Annotated in this window: 13 protein-coding genes and 1 tRNA gene; 3 read left to right on the forward strand and 11 right to left on the reverse strand. The window is 69.5% G+C overall.

Annotated elements, in window-relative coordinates; all coding sequences use genetic code 11:
• Positions 1 to 41: 41 nt before the first annotated feature.
• Positions 42 to 113, reverse strand: a tRNA-Gln gene (locus FB559_RS03935).
• 252 nt (positions 114 to 365) lie between these two features.
• On the opposite strand from FB559_RS03935, the gene FB559_RS03940 reads away from it, so the two are divergent.
• Positions 366 to 1,442 (forward strand): MFS transporter, encoded by a 1,077-nt coding sequence (locus tag FB559_RS03940; protein ID WP_141953345.1) that lies wholly within the window; start codon positions 366 to 368, stop codon positions 1,440 to 1,442.
• Here the strand turns inward: FB559_RS03940 and FB559_RS03945 are convergent.
• The 6 genes from FB559_RS03945 to FB559_RS03970 all read right to left on the reverse strand — a co-directional run bounded on the left by FB559_RS03945 (position 1,439) and on the right by FB559_RS03970 (position 7,296).
• Positions 1,439 to 2,233, reverse strand: a complete 795-nt coding sequence (locus FB559_RS03945) for a sugar phosphate isomerase/epimerase family protein (RefSeq protein ID WP_141953348.1) — start codon at positions 2,231 to 2,233, stop codon at positions 1,439 to 1,441. The genes FB559_RS03940 and FB559_RS03945 overlap by 4 nt on opposite strands.
• The gene (locus FB559_RS03950) at positions 2,230 to 3,411 is read right to left on the reverse strand and encodes a dihydrodipicolinate synthase family protein (RefSeq protein ID WP_141953350.1); all 1,182 of its coding nucleotides are present in this window, start codon (positions 3,409 to 3,411) and stop codon (positions 2,230 to 2,232) included. Before FB559_RS03950 ends, FB559_RS03945 begins: the two co-directional genes overlap by 4 nt.
• Positions 3,398 to 4,555 (reverse strand): Gfo/Idh/MocA family protein, encoded by a 1,158-nt coding sequence (locus FB559_RS03955; RefSeq protein WP_141953352.1) that lies wholly within the window; start codon positions 4,553 to 4,555, stop codon positions 3,398 to 3,400. Before FB559_RS03955 ends, FB559_RS03950 begins: the two co-directional genes overlap by 14 nt.
• Positions 4,556 to 4,640: 85 nt before the next feature.
• Positions 4,641 to 6,044: a glutamate--tRNA ligase gene (gene gltX, locus FB559_RS03960; RefSeq protein WP_141953354.1), complete on the reverse strand. Its 1,404-nt coding sequence runs from the start codon at positions 6,042 to 6,044 to the stop codon at positions 4,641 to 4,643.
• Positions 6,037 to 6,801, reverse strand: coding sequence for a fumarylacetoacetate hydrolase family protein (locus tag FB559_RS03965; RefSeq protein WP_141953356.1), 765 nt, complete (start codon positions 6,799 to 6,801; stop codon positions 6,037 to 6,039). Before FB559_RS03965 ends, gltX begins: the two co-directional genes overlap by 8 nt.
• 294 nt (positions 6,802 to 7,095) lie before the next feature.
• Positions 7,096 to 7,296 carry a hypothetical protein gene (locus FB559_RS03970; protein WP_141953359.1) on the reverse strand — a complete coding sequence of 67 codons (201 nt, stop codon included), beginning with the start codon at positions 7,294 to 7,296 and terminating at the stop codon, positions 7,096 to 7,098.
• A gap of 391 nt (positions 7,297 to 7,687) precedes the next feature.
• Between FB559_RS03970 and FB559_RS03975 the strand changes: the two genes are divergently transcribed.
• Complete coding sequence (locus FB559_RS03975) at positions 7,688 to 8,047, forward strand: antibiotic biosynthesis monooxygenase family protein (RefSeq protein ID WP_141953361.1); 360 nt, start codon at positions 7,688 to 7,690, stop codon at positions 8,045 to 8,047.
• A 127-nt stretch (positions 8,048 to 8,174) separates the two neighbouring features.
• Here the strand turns inward: FB559_RS03975 and cimA are convergent, their stop codons facing one another.
• Positions 8,175 to 9,746 carry a citramalate synthase gene (cimA, locus tag FB559_RS03980; RefSeq protein ID WP_141953363.1) on the reverse strand — a complete coding sequence of 524 codons (1,572 nt, stop codon included), beginning with the start codon at positions 9,744 to 9,746 and terminating at the stop codon, positions 8,175 to 8,177.
• 363 nt (positions 9,747 to 10,109) lie between these two features.
• Here cimA and FB559_RS03985 point away from each other — a divergent pair, with 363 nt between their 5' ends.
• A complete protein-coding gene (locus FB559_RS03985) occupies positions 10,110 to 10,694 on the forward strand; it encodes a Uma2 family endonuclease (RefSeq protein ID WP_185792029.1) in 585 nt (194 codons plus the stop codon).
• Positions 10,695 to 10,696: 2 nt separating this feature from the next.
• Here FB559_RS03985 and FB559_RS03990 read toward each other — a convergent pair whose 3' ends face one another.
• The 3 genes from FB559_RS03990 to FB559_RS04000 form a co-directional block, all read right to left on the reverse strand.
• Positions 10,697 to 11,794: a branched-chain amino acid aminotransferase gene (locus FB559_RS03990; RefSeq protein WP_141953367.1), complete on the reverse strand. Its 1,098-nt coding sequence runs from the start codon at positions 11,792 to 11,794 to the stop codon at positions 10,697 to 10,699.
• A gap of 147 nt (positions 11,795 to 11,941) precedes the next feature.
• Positions 11,942 to 12,988, reverse strand: coding sequence for a 3-isopropylmalate dehydrogenase (locus tag FB559_RS03995; RefSeq protein WP_141953369.1), 1,047 nt, complete (start codon positions 12,986 to 12,988; stop codon positions 11,942 to 11,944).
• Between the two features lie 60 nt (positions 12,989 to 13,048).
• Complete coding sequence (locus FB559_RS04000; RefSeq protein WP_221639884.1) at positions 13,049 to 14,215, reverse strand: ROK family transcriptional regulator; 1,167 nt, start codon at positions 14,213 to 14,215, stop codon at positions 13,049 to 13,051.
• Between the last annotated feature and the right edge of the window lie 41 nt (positions 14,216 to 14,256).

A 14,256-nucleotide genomic window follows, 5' to 3' on the forward strand; every position in this document is an offset into this window, starting at 1 on the left:
GCGGGGTCTCAATGAGACTCCCACTCCAGGTCATACGCTTGCTGGGGTACCAGGACTCGAACCTAGACTAACTGAACCAGAATCAGTCGTGCTGCCGATTACACCATACCCCACAGGCCACGAACCCCTGGTCCGCAGCGCCTCAGCGAGTTTAGCGGACATTCACCACCGCTCGCGAACGGGCAAGTGAGGTGGTTCGGCGGTGGGGGGCTCGTGGGGCGCTGATCGTCCCCTGTGGTGGTCGTTTCCGGCGGTCCGGGGCTCATGGGGGCTCCCCGCTTGGGGCTAGTCTCCCGAATGTGGATCATTCGGGGGGTTTGTCGCGCGGGAGAGCCACCTGGTTGCTCTACGCCGTCCTCAGCTGCATGAGTTTCCTGCTCAACGGGATCGGCGCGATCCTGGTGCCGCTGCAGAAGGAGTTGCACGTCGGCCGGGACCGGGTCGCGTTCTACCCCACGCTCTTCGCGGTCGGGTTGCTGATCGTCGGTGTCGTCGGCGGGCGGGTGGTCGGGTGGCTCGGCCGGCCCGTGGCCTTGCGGGTGTCCATCGTTGGGATGATCCTCGGAGGGCTGCTGCTCGCCACGTCCTCGCTGGCGCTCACGCTGGCCGGGGCGCTGCTTCTCGGTGTCGGCGGGGCCTTGCTGATCCAGTTGACCCCCGCTCTCCTGACGGCGCTTCACCCGCACGCGCCGGCTGCGGCGGTCGGGGAGGCCAATGGGCTGGCCAGTGGGGCATCGGTGCTGGCTCCGCTCGCGGTGGCGGGGGCGCTGGCCGCGGGGCTGGGCTGGCGGGTGGGTTACCTGCTCGTTCCCCTGGTGATGCTCGCGATCGTTCTCGTGCCCGTGTGGCGCGTTCCGCTTCCGGTGGCCACGGCTCCCCCGCACGACGCGCCCCCCGGCCGGGCCACCGCTCTGCTCGGGCCCTGGGTGGAGGTGCTGCTCGCGGTCAGTGTGGAGTTCTGCATGGTCTTCTGGGCGGCTTCGGCGGTCACCGACTGGCATCACGCCTCCGATGGGGTGGCGCCCGCGGTGGCGTCGCTGTTCCTCGTCGGTATGGCGGTCGCGCGTTCGCTCGCGGTTCCGGTCGTGAGGCGGCTGCCGAACGTGCGGGTTCTCATGTTGACGTGCATCGGGGTCGCGGCGGCCGGGTTCGTGGTGTTCTGGTCGGCGCCGGTGCTGCCCCTCGCCGCCGTCGGGCTCGTGGTGACCGGGCTCGGCGTCGCGCTGCTGTACCCCACCACCGTCAGCCGTACGGTCGCCGCGTGGCCGCACGCGCACGACCGGGCCGCCGCCCGCGCCGCGCTCGCCTCCGGGATGGCGATCGGCGGCGCGCCCTTCGTACTCGCGCGGCTCGCCGACCTCACCGGGCTCCGTGCCGCCTACCTCATCGTCCCCGTGCTGCTGGCCGCCCTGGCGATACGTACGCTCGCCGCGCGCGCCTAGCCAGGGGGCAGGACGAGTTCGGCGTAGCGCTTCTTCATCGTGGCGAGCACCTCGTCCGGATCGGCCGCCCACACATCGGCGTTGAAGATCTCGACCTCGATGTCGCCGGTGTATCCGGCCGCCGAGACTGCCGCGTACAGCGGCGGGAAGTCGATCACTCCGTCGCCCATCATCGCGCGGCCGAGCAGCAGGTCGGACGGGAGCGGCAACAGGAAGTCGCAGACCTGGAAGGCGGCGATCCGTGAACCCGCGCGAGCGATCTGGTCCGCCGCCTCAGGGTCCCACCAGACGTGGAACGAGTCGACGACGACCCCGACGTCCGGCGGCGCGATGTCGAGAGCCTGCTTCAGCGTCGAGACCACCGACCGGTCGCCGCAGTACATCGGGTGCAGCGGCTCCAGCGCCAGCCGCACACCGCACGACGTCGCGTACGGTGCCAGCTCGGCCAGCGCGTCGGATACCTGGGCACGCGCGCCCAACAGGTCCTTGGATCCCGCGGGCAACCCACCAGGCACCAGGACCAGGCAGGCCGCCCCCAGCACCGCCGCCTCGTCGATGGCCCGCCGATTCTCCGAGCGCCAGTCCGGACCCGTGAAGAAGCCGCCGCGGCACAGCGACGAGACGCGCAGGCCCGCAGAACGTACGAGTGCCGCCGTCTCCGACAAGCCGTGCGCGGCGACGTGCTCGCGCCACAGACCGATCGCGGGGATCCCGTGGCGCACGCAGCCGTCCACCGCCTCCCCGACCGACCAGCGACGCGTCGTCCACTGGTTCAGCGAGAGACGGTTCACAGCACCCCGGCCGTGGTGAGGAAGGACCGCATCCGGCGTACGGCCAGGTCGGGGTCGGGCAGCAGGCCCGCCTGGTCGGCGAGACGGAACACGTCGGTCAGGTGCAGCACCGACCGTGCGCTCTGTGCCCCGGCGACCATCACGAACGCGTCCTGGTAGCCGGCGAGCCAGGCCAGGAACACGATGCCGGTCTTGTAATCATGCGTCGGGGCCTCGAAGATCTTGCGGGCCAGCGGCAGCGTACGGGCGAAGATCGCGTCGTAGGTCTCCGGCTCTCCCTGGTCCAGGGCGGCCAGGGCGGCGGACGCCGCCGGGGCGATCGCGTCGAAGATGCCGAGCAGCGCGTCGCTGCCGTCCTTGATCAGCGAGGGGTAGTCGAGGTCGTCGCCCGTGTAGAGCCGTACGCCCGACGGCAGCGAGGCCCGCAGCCGCGTCTCGTGTGCGGCGTCGAGCAGCGAGACCTTGACACCGTCGATGGACGAGGCGTGCGAGCGTACGAGCGAGAGGAACGACTCGGTGGCCGGCTCCAGATCGGGCGAGCCCCAGTATCCGGCCAGATGGGGATCGAACATCTCCCCCAGCCAGTGGAGGATCACCGGACGGGAGACCTGGTCCAGCACGCGGCCGTACACCTCGTGGTAGTCCTCGGGACCGCGCGCGACCGCGGCGAGCTGCCGGCTGGCCATGAGGATCACTCGGGCGCCGGCGTCCTCGACCACGCCGGCCTGTTCGGTGTACGCGGCGGTGACCGCGTCGAGAGAGGCGGCGTCCGGCGCCTGGTCCGTGCCCGCTCCGCAGGCGAGCAGCTCGTACGGGTCGCCGAAGGTCTTCGCCTCGGCGGCGCTACGGCGGATCAGCTCGCGGGTGGCCTCCCAGTCCAGGCCCCTGTTGCGCTGCGCGGTGTCCATCGCGTCGGCGACGCGCATCCCGTACGACCAGAGGTGACGCCGGTACGCCAGCGTGGTGTCCCAGTCGAGCGTCGCGGTGCCCGGGGCGGCGAGCGGGTCGGCGACGACGTGGGCGGCGGCGTACGCGACGCGTGAGGTCGGCCGGGCGTCCGGCCGTGGCCAGGCGCGCGGCCCCTTGAGCTCGTAGGACTCGAGCGCTCCCCCGGGCACGGGGAGGAGCAGGAAGCGGCGGGCCGGGCGCCGGCGTACGCGGTTCTCACGAGTGATCATCGAGCGGCTCCAGTTCGATACGGCGACCCTCGGCCGACGAACGCAGCCCCGCCTCGGCGACGTACACGCCGCGAGCACCGGCGGCGAAGTCGTGCGGGAACGGCGCGTCGTCGGCGACGTGGCGGATGAACATCTCCCACTGGGTCTTGAACGCGTTGTCGAAGTCGACGTTGTCCGGGACCTCGTGCCACTGGCCGCGGAAGCCGTGCTCGGCCGGTACGTCGGGGTTCCACACCGGCTTGGGCGTCATGCCCCGGTGCTGGACCCGGCAGTTGCGCAGGCCCGCCACGGCGCTGCCGTGCGTGCCGTCCACCTGGAACTCCAGGAGTTCGTCGCGGTTGACCCGTACACACCAGGAGGAGTTGATCTGGGCGACGATCCCGCCGTCCAGCTCGAAGATCCCGTATGCGGCGTCGTCCGCGGTCGAGTCGTACGGCTTGCCGTCTTCGTCCGAGCGCTCGGCGATGTGCGTCACCGCGCGTGCGGTCACCGCGTCGACCCGGCCGAAGAGGCTCTCCAGGACATAGGTCCAGTGCGGGAACATGTCGAGCACGATGCCACCGCCGTCCTCGGAGCGGTAGTTCCACGAGGGGCGCTGGGCGGCCTGCCAGTCGCCCTCGAACACCCAGTAGCCGAACTCACCTCGTACCGACAGGATCCGGCCGAAGAAGCCGCCGTCGACCAGCCTCTTCAGCTTGAGCAGGCCGGGCAGGAAGAGCTTGTCCTGTACGACGCCGTTCTTGACGCCCGCGGTACGCGCGAGGCCGGCCAGCTCCGTCGCGCCGTGGAGGCTCTCGGCGGTCGGCTTCTCGACGTAGACGTGCTTGCCCGCCTCGATCGCCTTCGTGACGGCGGGGACGCGCGCCTGCGTCGTCTGGGCGTCGAAGTAGATCTCGGCACCGGGATCGTCGAGCGCCTCGCCGAGCGACGTGGTCCACTCCTCCAGGCCATAGGTCTGCGCGAGCGCACGCAGCTTGGCGGAGTTGCGCCCGACGAGGACGGGCCGGAGCAGGACGCGTTCGCCGTCGCCGAGCGCAACGCCCCCCTGCTCGTTGATGGCCAGCACCGACCGGACGAGATGCTGGTTGTGTCCCATCCGACCGGTGACGCCGTTCATGATGACGCCGAGAGTGCGTGTCGTCACCCGTGACCTCCCGAGCCCAGGGAAAGCGCTTTCCGCGCCACCGTACGCAGCCGGTGGCCCTGGTGTCCAGATTGTCCCATCGGCGTCAGGACAGTGCGCCGATCGCCTTCCTCAGCCGCTCCAGCGTCCGCTCTCTGCCGATGACCTGCAGCGACTCGAACAGCGGGAGGCCGACCGTACGGCCGGTGACGGCGACGCGTATCGGAGCCTGGGTCTTGCCGAGCTTCAACCCGTGCTCGGCCCCGATCGCCTCCGTACGCGCCTTGATCTCCTCGGCCGTCCAGGGCACGTCGGCGTACGCCTCGAGCGCGGCCGCCAGGATCGCGGCGGCGGGCTCCTTCATGGCCTTGTTCCACGACGCCTCGTCGACGGCCGGCTCGGCCAGGAACGCGAAGTCCACGATCGCGGTGATCTCCGACATCACCGACACACGGGTCTGGGCGAGCGGTGCGAGTGCGGCGAACACGTCCTCGTCGTACTGCTCCGGCGTCCAGGGAGCGTACGGCGCGACGAGCCAGGGCCGGCTCCGCTCGACGAACTCCTCGACCGGCAGGGCGCGGATGTACTCGCCGTTGAACGCGCGCAGCTTCTTGACGTCGAAGAACGCCGGAGAAGGATGGACGTCCTCGAGGCGGAACTCCTCCTCGATCACGCTCCACGGCACGATCTCCCGGTCGCCGGACGGCGCCCAGCCCAGGAGCATCAGGTAGTTGCGCATCGCCTCGGCGAGGTAGCCCTCCGCCTGGTAGTCCTCCAGCGCGACCTTGTCGCGGCGCTTGGACAGCTTCTGGCGCTTCTCGTTGACGACGACGGGCACGTGCGCCCAGATCGGCGGCTGCACGCCCAGCGCCTCCCACAGCAGCTGCTGCTTGGGGGTGTTGGACAGGTGCTCCTCCGCGCGGATCACGTGCGTGATGCCCTGCGTCATGTCGTCGACGACGTTCGCGAGCATGAACAGCACCGAGCCGTCGGCGCGGGCGATCACGAAGTCCTCGATCGCGTGGTTCTCGAAGGCCGGCTTGCCGCGGATCAGGTCGATGACGACCGTGGTGCCCTCGTCGGGCGTACGGAAGCGCAGCGCCCTGCCGGGCCCGGCCTCCAGGCCGCGGTCGCGGCAGAAGCCGTCGTAGCCCTTGTACGAGTCGCCGGTGCGGGCGATCACGTCGTCGCGGGTGCAGTCGCAGAAGTACGCGCGGCCGGCCTCGCGGAGGCGTTCGACGGCCTTGCCGTGCTCCTCGGCGTTGGCCGACTGGAAGAACGGGCCCTCGTACTGGCCCTCGTCGATGCCCAGCCACGCCAGCGCCCGGATGATCCCGTCGATCCACTCGGGCCGGTTGCGCGAGGCGTCGGTGTCCTCGATGCGCAGGACGAGCGCGCCGCCGTGCTGGCGGGCGTAGAGCCAGTTGAACAGCGCGGACCGCGCGCCGCCGACGTGGAACATGCCGGTCGGTGACGGCGCGAAGCGTACGCGCGGCGTGTTGTCAGTCACGTGAGATCACCCGGTTGGTGAGCGTGCCGATGTTCTCGATGGTCACGGAGACCTCGTCCCCGACCCGCATCGGCCCCACACCCTCGGGCGTGCCGGTGAGGATGACGTCTCCGGGAAGCAGGGTCATCACCTGCGTGACGTACTCGATCAGCGCCGGGATGTGGTGTAGCAGCTTGTCGGTACGGGAGTCCTGGCGCTTCTCGCCGTTCACGGTCGTGGTGATGGCCAGGTCCGAAGGGTCGAGCTCGGTCTCGATCCACGGGCCCAGCGGGCAGAAGGTGTCGAAGCCCTTCGCCCGGGTCCACTGACCGTCCTTCTTCTGCAGGTCGCGCGCTGTCACGTCGTTGGCGCAGGTGTAGCCGAGGATGACCTCGGCGGCCCTTTGCGCGGGTACGTCGCGGCACAGCCGGCCGATGACGACGGCCAGCTCACCCTCGTAGTCGACGCGCTCGGACAGCGACGGGTAGACGATCGCCTCCTGCTGCCCGATCACCGACGTGGACGGCTTCATGAAGATCAGCGGCTCGGCCGGCACCTCGTTGCCCAGCTCTTTCGCGTGTTCGGCGTAGTTGCGGCCGATCGCGATCACCTTGTTCGGCAGGATCGGCGCCGTCAGCCGTACGTCGGCCAGTGGCTGGCGTTCACCGGTGAGCTGGATCTCGCCGAAGGGATGGGCGGCCACAGTGGCGATGGTGTCGTCGTCCCCGACCACCCCGAAGGACAGATCGCCGTCTTTGGTGAACCTCGCGATACGCACGACACTGAGGCTATCGAGCCTGAAACCGTGCTGCCGCCACAGTACGGCGGTTGGTGCCCCTCGGCGGGCCGGCCGGGGACGCGGGCGGCGGACCGTGGGGGTCTGGGGGCGGCTCGGCGGCTTCGGGCGGCTCGTGGTCCGCCGGAACCCGGGGATCTTCATCGGCTCGTCGTGCTCGTCGCCAAGGCACGGTCCTCCGGTCTGCCGGCGTATAACGTTCCGACGGCAGGCCGGGTCCGATGATTTCATTCGCGCCGGGGAGGAACCCCGGCTCCACGCCCGTGTGCCGGGCGGTCAGGCCTCGATCGGGCGGTCCAGGGCCCGGCAGGCCGCCACGTGCTGCTGGCGTTCCAGCAGTGCCATGACGGACTCCATCGACTCCTGGTCGCCCGAGCGGCTCGTCGTGTCCAGCCAGCGGCTGACCTCGGCGATCAAGAGCAGCTCAGCGTCGCGGTCGTAGCGCAACGTTCGTTGAGAAGGTAGCAAAACAGACATTCGGCCCCCGATGATCCTGCTGAACATGAACGCATCGGCGAAGGTGCCCCCCAAGGCCGATGCGTGGAAGATTCTGCGCTAGATTTTTGCACCTTCGCCACCTATTTAGCGCCCTTCGCACAACATTTTCCCCAATGGCGCTAGAAAACCCAACCGGTCCCGGAGCCACGATGTCGGCCCTGACCTGCGCGAACACAGAGTCTAGGGGTAGCTGGATTCTGCTCGGTATCGAATAGGTCACCAATGAAATGCACGTGCACACGCACGTGCCGACATTCGTTCATTTTTCCAGACAGTACAAAGTGGACATTTCCCTGTCATTGGTCGGCCATGGCCCCGCGACAAGGCCCCCCTCACCCGTACCGGACCCGTGCCGCGCGACAATGCCCTCATGAGCGTCGTGAAGATCAACGTCCTGACCGTCCCGGAGTCCATGCGAGACGAGCTGGAGCGCCGCTTCGCCGGACGCGCCGGCCTCGTCGAGAACGCCGACGGCTTCGAGGGGTTCGAGCTGCTCCGCCCCGTCGACGGGAACGACCGCTACTTCGTGTACACCCGATGGCGGAGCGAGGAGGACTTCCAGCGCTGGACCGAGAGCCAGTCGTTCCAGAAAGGCCACGAGCAGGCACGGGCCGACGCCGAGAAGGGCGACGCGCCCACAGGCCACGGCCACGGCCACGGCGGCCCCGCCTCGAGCGCCGCCGAGCTGTGGTCCTTCGAGGTCATCGAGCAGGCCGCTCCCAAGCAGTGAGCCAAGGGGTGGCCGACGGATCGCGTTCGGCACGAGCGGCGCCCTGCCGCGCGGGGCGGTGGAGCAACTCAGCCGACGGCGCGGCCAGGCCGCCGCGCACCCGGACAGCGATCCGTCGGACGGTGCTCTAGAGCGGCGCGTGGCCGGCGCGCAGGAGGCAGTAGGTCACCGACTCCTCCAGCGCGTCCCACGAGGCGGCGATCACGTCGTCCTGGACCCCGACCGTGCCCCACTCCCCGGAGGAGTCGCTGGACTCGATCAGCACCCGCGTCCGCGCCTCCGTACCGTGGGTGCCCTCCAGGATGCGCACCTTGTAGTCGACCAGCTCGAGCTCGGACAGCTCCGGGTAGATGCGTTCGAGCGCGAGGCGCAGCGCGCGGTCCAGCGCGTTGACCGGGCCGTTCCCCTCGCCGGTGGCCACGATCCGCTCGCCCTTGGCGTGCAGCTTGACCGTCGCCTCGCTCACGAGGGAGCCGTCGGTGCGGCGCTCGACGATGGTCCGCCACGACTCGACCGTGAAGAACCGCGTACGCGAGCCTGAGAGCTCCTCGCGGAGCAGCAGCTCGAACGAGGCGTCCGCGGCCTCGAAGGTGTAGCCGGCGGACTCCAGGTCCTTCACCTTGCCGACCACGTGCTTGGCCGACTCACCGCTCAGGTCGTACCCCAGCTCGCGCCCCTTGAGCTCGACGGACGCGCGGCCGGCCATGCTGGAGATCAGCATGCGCATGTCGTTGCCGACCAGTGACGGATCGATGTGCTGGTAGAGCATGGGGTCGACCTTGACGGCCGAGGCGTGCAGGCCCGCCTTGTGCGCGAACGCCGACGTGCCCACGTACGGCTGCTGCGACGACGGCGCGACATTGGTCACCTTCGAGACGGCATGCGCGACGCGTGTCATCTCACTGAGCCGGACACCGAGGTCGTGACCGCGCTTGAGCTGCAGGTTTCCGACGACCGTGAACAGGTTGGCGTTCCCGCTGCGCTCGCCGTACCCGTTGGCGCAGCCCTGCACATGCGTCACTCCGGCACGGACCGCCGCGAGAGTGTTGGCCACCGCGCAGCCGCTGTCGTCGTGGCAGTGGATGCCGAGCCGTGCGCCCGACGCCCCGACGGCCCCCACGACGTCGGCCAGCTCGTCGGGGAGCATGCCGCCGTTCGTGTCGCACAGCGCGATCACGGATGCGCCGGCCTCGGCGGCGGTGCGGACCACCTCGACGGCGTACGCGGGGTTGGAAAGGTAGCCGTCGAAGAAGTGCTCGGCGTCGAGGAAGACGCGTTGTCCCTCCGCGCACAGGTGGGAGACCGTGTCGCGGATCATCGCGAGGTTCTCCTCCAGCGTCGTACGAAGGGCCAGTTCGACGTGCCGGTCGTGACTCTTGGCGACAAGGGTCACGACCGGCGCGCCGGACTCGCGCAGCGCGGCCACGAGTGGGTCGTCCGCGGCCTTCGCGCCGGCTCGGCGGGTCGCGCCGAAAGCGGCGAGCTGCGCGTGTTTCAGCCCGAGTTCGGTCCGGGCACGCCGGAAGAACTCGGTGTCCTTGGGGTTGGAGCCGGGCCAGCCGCCCTCGATGAAACCGACGCCCAGCTCGTCGAGGTGGCGCGCGATGGCCAGCTTGTCGGCCACAGAGAGGTTGAGGCCCTCCTGCTGGGCCCCGTCACGAAGCGTCGTGTCGTAGACGTGGAAGCCGTCATCCTGCATGGGTGTCGATTCCTCTGCTGAGAGTGAGCGCACTGCCCCGGAAAACAAAATGACCCCTCACGGTCGTGAGAGGTCAGCGCGTCGGCGATGTAGTGAGATCAGCCGACGCGCTCGCCGATAATGAGAAGTCCGCAGCGCATGATGTCAGTGAGTCTGCCACAGGTGTACGGCCCGTGACACCACTCATTCCACATGGTGAGACACATTCGCGATCGGCCAGGTCTCCCGCGGCCACGGACGGCCCACTCGGGGCCGAAATCGAACTGATGAATGAAGTTCGCCGGACAACCACCCTCCGTGTTCGCTACTTTCTGTCATCGAACGGACACCGAGGATGGAGAATCCGGAGGAGATGATGGCACCATGTCCACTGTGCCGGAGATGCCGATGGACACGGAGACAGGTGAGGGCACCTCACTCGAGGAGCGCTACCAACAACTCAGCGATCAGTGTCCTGACCGCAAGGTCGAGCTCATCGACGACCGGATCGTGGTGAGAGAAGTGCCCACCACGGAACACGCCAAGCTGATCTACCGCCTGCTGCTTCAGCTCATTCCCGTGATGATGGAGCGAGGCTGGGAAGCCTGGAACGACGTCGCGCTCTTCCTCGGCCCGCAGCTCGGCCGCTACCGGCCGGACATCCTGGTCGTACCGCCAGATCCGAAGCTCTGGGGTAACGATCATGTCTTCGGCCAGGACACGCTGCTCGTCGTCGAGGTGGTCTCCAAGAACAGCAGCCATGACGATCACGAGGTCAAGCCGCGTGGATCCGCACGCGGCGGGGTGCCGCTCTATCTCGTGGTCGACACCTTCTCCGGCCGGGTAAGGCTGCTCAGCCGACCCGGCGAGAAGGGGTACGGCCGGAAGGTCGAGGTGAGGCTGGGTGAGCCGCTCGAGCTGCCCGACCCGTGGAGCCTCACCCTCGACACGTCCGTCCTGGGTGGCTGAGCTCAGCCGGTCTTGTGGATCCAGCCGTACGGGTCGGGGCGCTCGCCGTACTGGATGCCGACGAGCTCCTCGCGCAGGCGCATGGTCACCGGGCCCGGCTCGCCGGAGCCGACCGTCCACTCGCCGCCGGCGCCCTTGACCCGTCCGACCGGGGTGATCACCGCAGCCGTACCGCAGGCGAAGACCTCGGTCAGCTCTCCCGAGGCGCACCCGGCGCGCCACTCGTCGGTCGAGATCCGGCCTTCGGACGCGGGAAATCCCAGGTCGGGAGCGAGTTGCAGCAGAGAGTCACGCGTGATGCCGGGCAGCAGCGTGCCGGTCAGGGCAGGGGTCACGATGCGGGCGTCCGAGCCCGACCCGTGGACGAAGAAGAGGTTCATGCCCCCCATCTCCTCGACCCACCGGTGCTCGTTGGCGTCGAGCCAGACGACCTGGTCGCAGCCCTCGCGGACCGCCTGGGCCTGGGCGACGAAGGCCGCGGCGTAGTTGCCGCCGCACTTGGCCGTTCCGGTGCCGCCGGGGGCGGCGCGCGTGTACTCCTCCGACAGCCACACCGAGACCGGCTTGATGCCGCCGGTGAAGTACGCGCCCGAGGGCGAGGCGATGACGATGAATTTGAACGACGACGAAGGGCTGTTCACGCCGAGCCCACGCTGCGTCGCGATCATGAAGGGGCGCAGGTAGAGGCTGTGTCCCTCGTGAGTGGGGACCCAGTCACGGTCCGTGTCGACCAGGAGCTCGAGCGAGCGGACGAACAGCTCCTCGGGCAACGGCGGCATCGCCATCCGCTCACACGAGCTGTTGAAACGGGCCGCGTTGGCGTACGGGCGGAAGGTCACGATCGACCCGTCCGCCTGCCGGTACGCCTTCAGACCTTCGAACAGCTCCTGCGCGTAGTGGAAGACCGCGGTCGCCGGGTCGAGCGTCAGCGGCCCGTACGGCTCAAGGCGCGCGTCGTGCCAGCCGTCCTCTTCGGTCCAGCTGATGGTGATCATGTGATCGGTGAAGACCTGGCCGAATCCGGGGTTCTCCAGCAGGCGCTGACGCTCCTCGGCCGAGCTGCGGTGCCCGGATAGCTGGATATCAAAGGTGTTGTTCATCTGCGGTCCTCTCGCGGCGCGGCCGCGTCGCCACGCTTACCCATCATTGTCTTACTTTGACGTCCTAGTATCTCCTCGGTCACGGCAACGCAGAAAGGGCGCGCCGTGGGGCGCGCCCGGAGATGTTCCTTGGGAGGAAGGCGCGCCCTAGCCGGTTACTCGCTCGGCGAGGTCGTCGCCGGCCTCCTGCGTCGAACGCGCGGCCCATGCGCCCTGGCGTTCGATGATGTCGTCGGCGACCGCCTGCTCCACGCGACGCGCCTCCGTGGTGAATCCCAGATGGTCCAGGAGGAGCCCGACGGACAGGACGGTGGCCGTGGGGTCGGCCTTGCCCTGCCCTGCGATGTCGGGCGCGCTGCCGTGCACCGGCTCGAACATGCTCGGCGCGCTGCCGGAGGGGTTGAGGTTGCCGCTCGCGGCCAGGCCGATGCCGCCGGCCACCGCGGCGCCCAGGTCGGTGATGATGTCGCCGAACAGGTTGTCGGTGACGATCACGTCGAAGCGCTGCGGCTGGCTGACGAAGAACATGGTGGCGGCGTCGACATGGCAGTAGTCGACCTCGATGTCGGGAAACTCCTGGGCCACGGCATCGACGGTACGCGACCACAGGTCACCGGCATAGACCAGCACGTTGTTCTTGTGGACGAGGGTGAGCTTCTTGCGCGGCCGCCGGGCGGCGAGCTCGAAGGCGTACCGGACGGTGCGCTCGACGCCGAAGGCGGTGTTGACGCTCTCCTGGGTGGCGATCTCCTGGGGGGTGCCGCGCCGCAGGACGCCACCCGCTCCGGCGTACGGGCCCTCGGTGCCCTCACGGACGACCATCATGTCGATGTCCTCGGACCGCACGCCGGCCAGAGGAGTGGCCACACCCGGGTAGAGGCGGACGGGGCGCAGGTTGATGTAGTGGTCGAGCTCGAACCGCAGCTTGAGCAGGAGCCCGCGCTCGAGGACGCCGCTCGGCACGCTCGGGTCGCCCACGGCGCCCAGCAGGATCGCGTCGTGGCCGCGGATCTCCTCCAGCGTCGCGTCGGGCAGCGCCTCGCCCGTCTTGTGCCAGTAGGTCGCGCCCAGTTCGTACACCGTCTGCTCGATCGTGAGCCCGAGCGCGTCGAGGACCTTCAGCCCTTCCGCCACGACCTCGGGGCCGATGCCGTCACCTGGGACCACGGCGAGCCTGATGCTGCGGGAAGCCATTTACGTACCCTAGCGGAGCGTCTCAGCGCCTGAACACTCGTCTCACCCCATGAACCTCGATCAGGCGGGTTCCGCGCCGGCGATCGCGCGGTCGAAGACCAGGGCACGCGCGGTGGCCAGGCCGGTCGCGAGGGCCCCGAGCACGACGGCGTCGTCACCGAGAGGTGAGACCTCGACCCGCGGCGGTCCCAGTGGCGTGGTCGTCTCCAGCCGTTCGCGTACCGCTCCGAGCAGGACGTCCGCGCCGTGACCACCGATGCCGCCGCCCAGCACGACGAGCTCGGGGTCGAGCAGGGCCACCACTCCGGCCAGAGCGCGTGCCACGTGGTCGGTCTCGTGCGCGACCGCGCGCACCGCGACGGGGTCGCCGTCCCGTGCCTCGTCGAAGACACGCTTGGCGGTGATCTGCCCCTCCATGCCGAGACGCTGCGCGGTCGCGACCACGCCGGGAGCCGACGCGACGGACTCGAACATGCCGTGCCGCCTGGTGCCCGGGGTGTTCGCGAGCGGGTCGGTCTCCCCCATCGGCAGGAACGCGATCTCACCGGCCGCGCCGCGCGCGCCGCGGTAGAGCTCGCCGTCGATGATGATCCCCATGCCGATGCCGGTGCCGATCGAGACGTAGACGAAGTGCCGCAGACCCGCGCCGAGCCCGTACCCCTGCTCCCCCAGCGCGGCCAGCGCGATGTCGTTCTCGATCGCGAACGGGACCGGCAGCCGCTCGGCGAGGCGCCCGATCACGCCGGGCTGGTCCCAGCCGGGCAGGTTGGGTGCGAGGTGCAGGCGCCGGTTGCCGACGTCGTGCACGCCCGGTGTGCCCAGGACGATGTTGGTGATCTCCCCGCCGGCCGCGGCGGCGAGGTCGTCGACGATCCGGCCGAGCCTGCCGATCAGCGCGGTCGCGCTCCCCGCCTGGGCCGGGACGTCCTCGCGTACGGCGATCTCGCCGCTCAGGTCGACCAGCGCGGCGCGAATCCACTCACGCCCGACGTCGAGGCCGATCACCCAGCCGGCCTCGGGCCGGATCTCGTACAGCAGCGCGGCGCGTCCCGCGTTCCCGGTGCGATGCCCCACGGAGAGGACCAGCCCCGCGCGCTCGAGGTCGGCCAGGGCGAGCGAGATCGTCGGCTTCGACAGACCGGTCGCGGCCGCGAGCTGGGGTCGCGAGACCGGGCCCAGCACACGGATCCGCTCGTAGACGGCCCGCTCGTTCATGATCCGCAACACGCTTGTGGTGTTCGCGGTGGGATTCACACTCCCCGTCCCAC

The organism is Actinoallomurus bryophytorum (genome assembly GCF_006716425.1).
GTDB lineage: Bacteria > Actinomycetota > Actinomycetes > Streptosporangiales > Streptosporangiaceae > Actinoallomurus > Actinoallomurus bryophytorum.

Bases quoted from the DNA above. Each gene is read 5' to 3' on its own strand.
- FB559_RS03940 (WP_141953345.1), top strand. From the start codon at position 366: ATGAGTTTCCTGCTCAACGGGATCGGCGCGATCCTGGTGCCGCTGCAG.
- FB559_RS03950 (WP_141953350.1), bottom strand. From the start codon at position 3,411: ATGATCACTCGTGAGAACCGCGTACGCCGGCGCCCGGCCCGCCGCTTC.
- FB559_RS03970 (WP_141953359.1), bottom strand. From the start codon at position 7,296: ATGTCTGTTTTGCTACCTTCTCAACGAACGTTGCGCTACGACCGCGAC.
- FB559_RS03975 (WP_141953361.1), top strand. From the start codon at position 7,688: ATGAGCGTCGTGAAGATCAACGTCCTGACCGTCCCGGAGTCCATGCGA.
- cimA (WP_141953363.1), bottom strand. From the start codon at position 9,746: ATGCAGGATGACGGCTTCCACGTCTACGACACGACGCTTCGTGACGGG.
- FB559_RS03985 (WP_185792029.1), top strand. From the start codon at position 10,110: ATGTCCACTGTGCCGGAGATGCCGATGGACACGGAGACAGGTGAGGGC.
- FB559_RS03990 (WP_141953367.1), bottom strand. From the start codon at position 11,794: ATGAACAACACCTTTGATATCCAGCTATCCGGGCACCGCAGCTCGGCC.
- FB559_RS03995 (WP_141953369.1), bottom strand. From the start codon at position 12,988: ATGGCTTCCCGCAGCATCAGGCTCGCCGTGGTCCCAGGTGACGGCATC.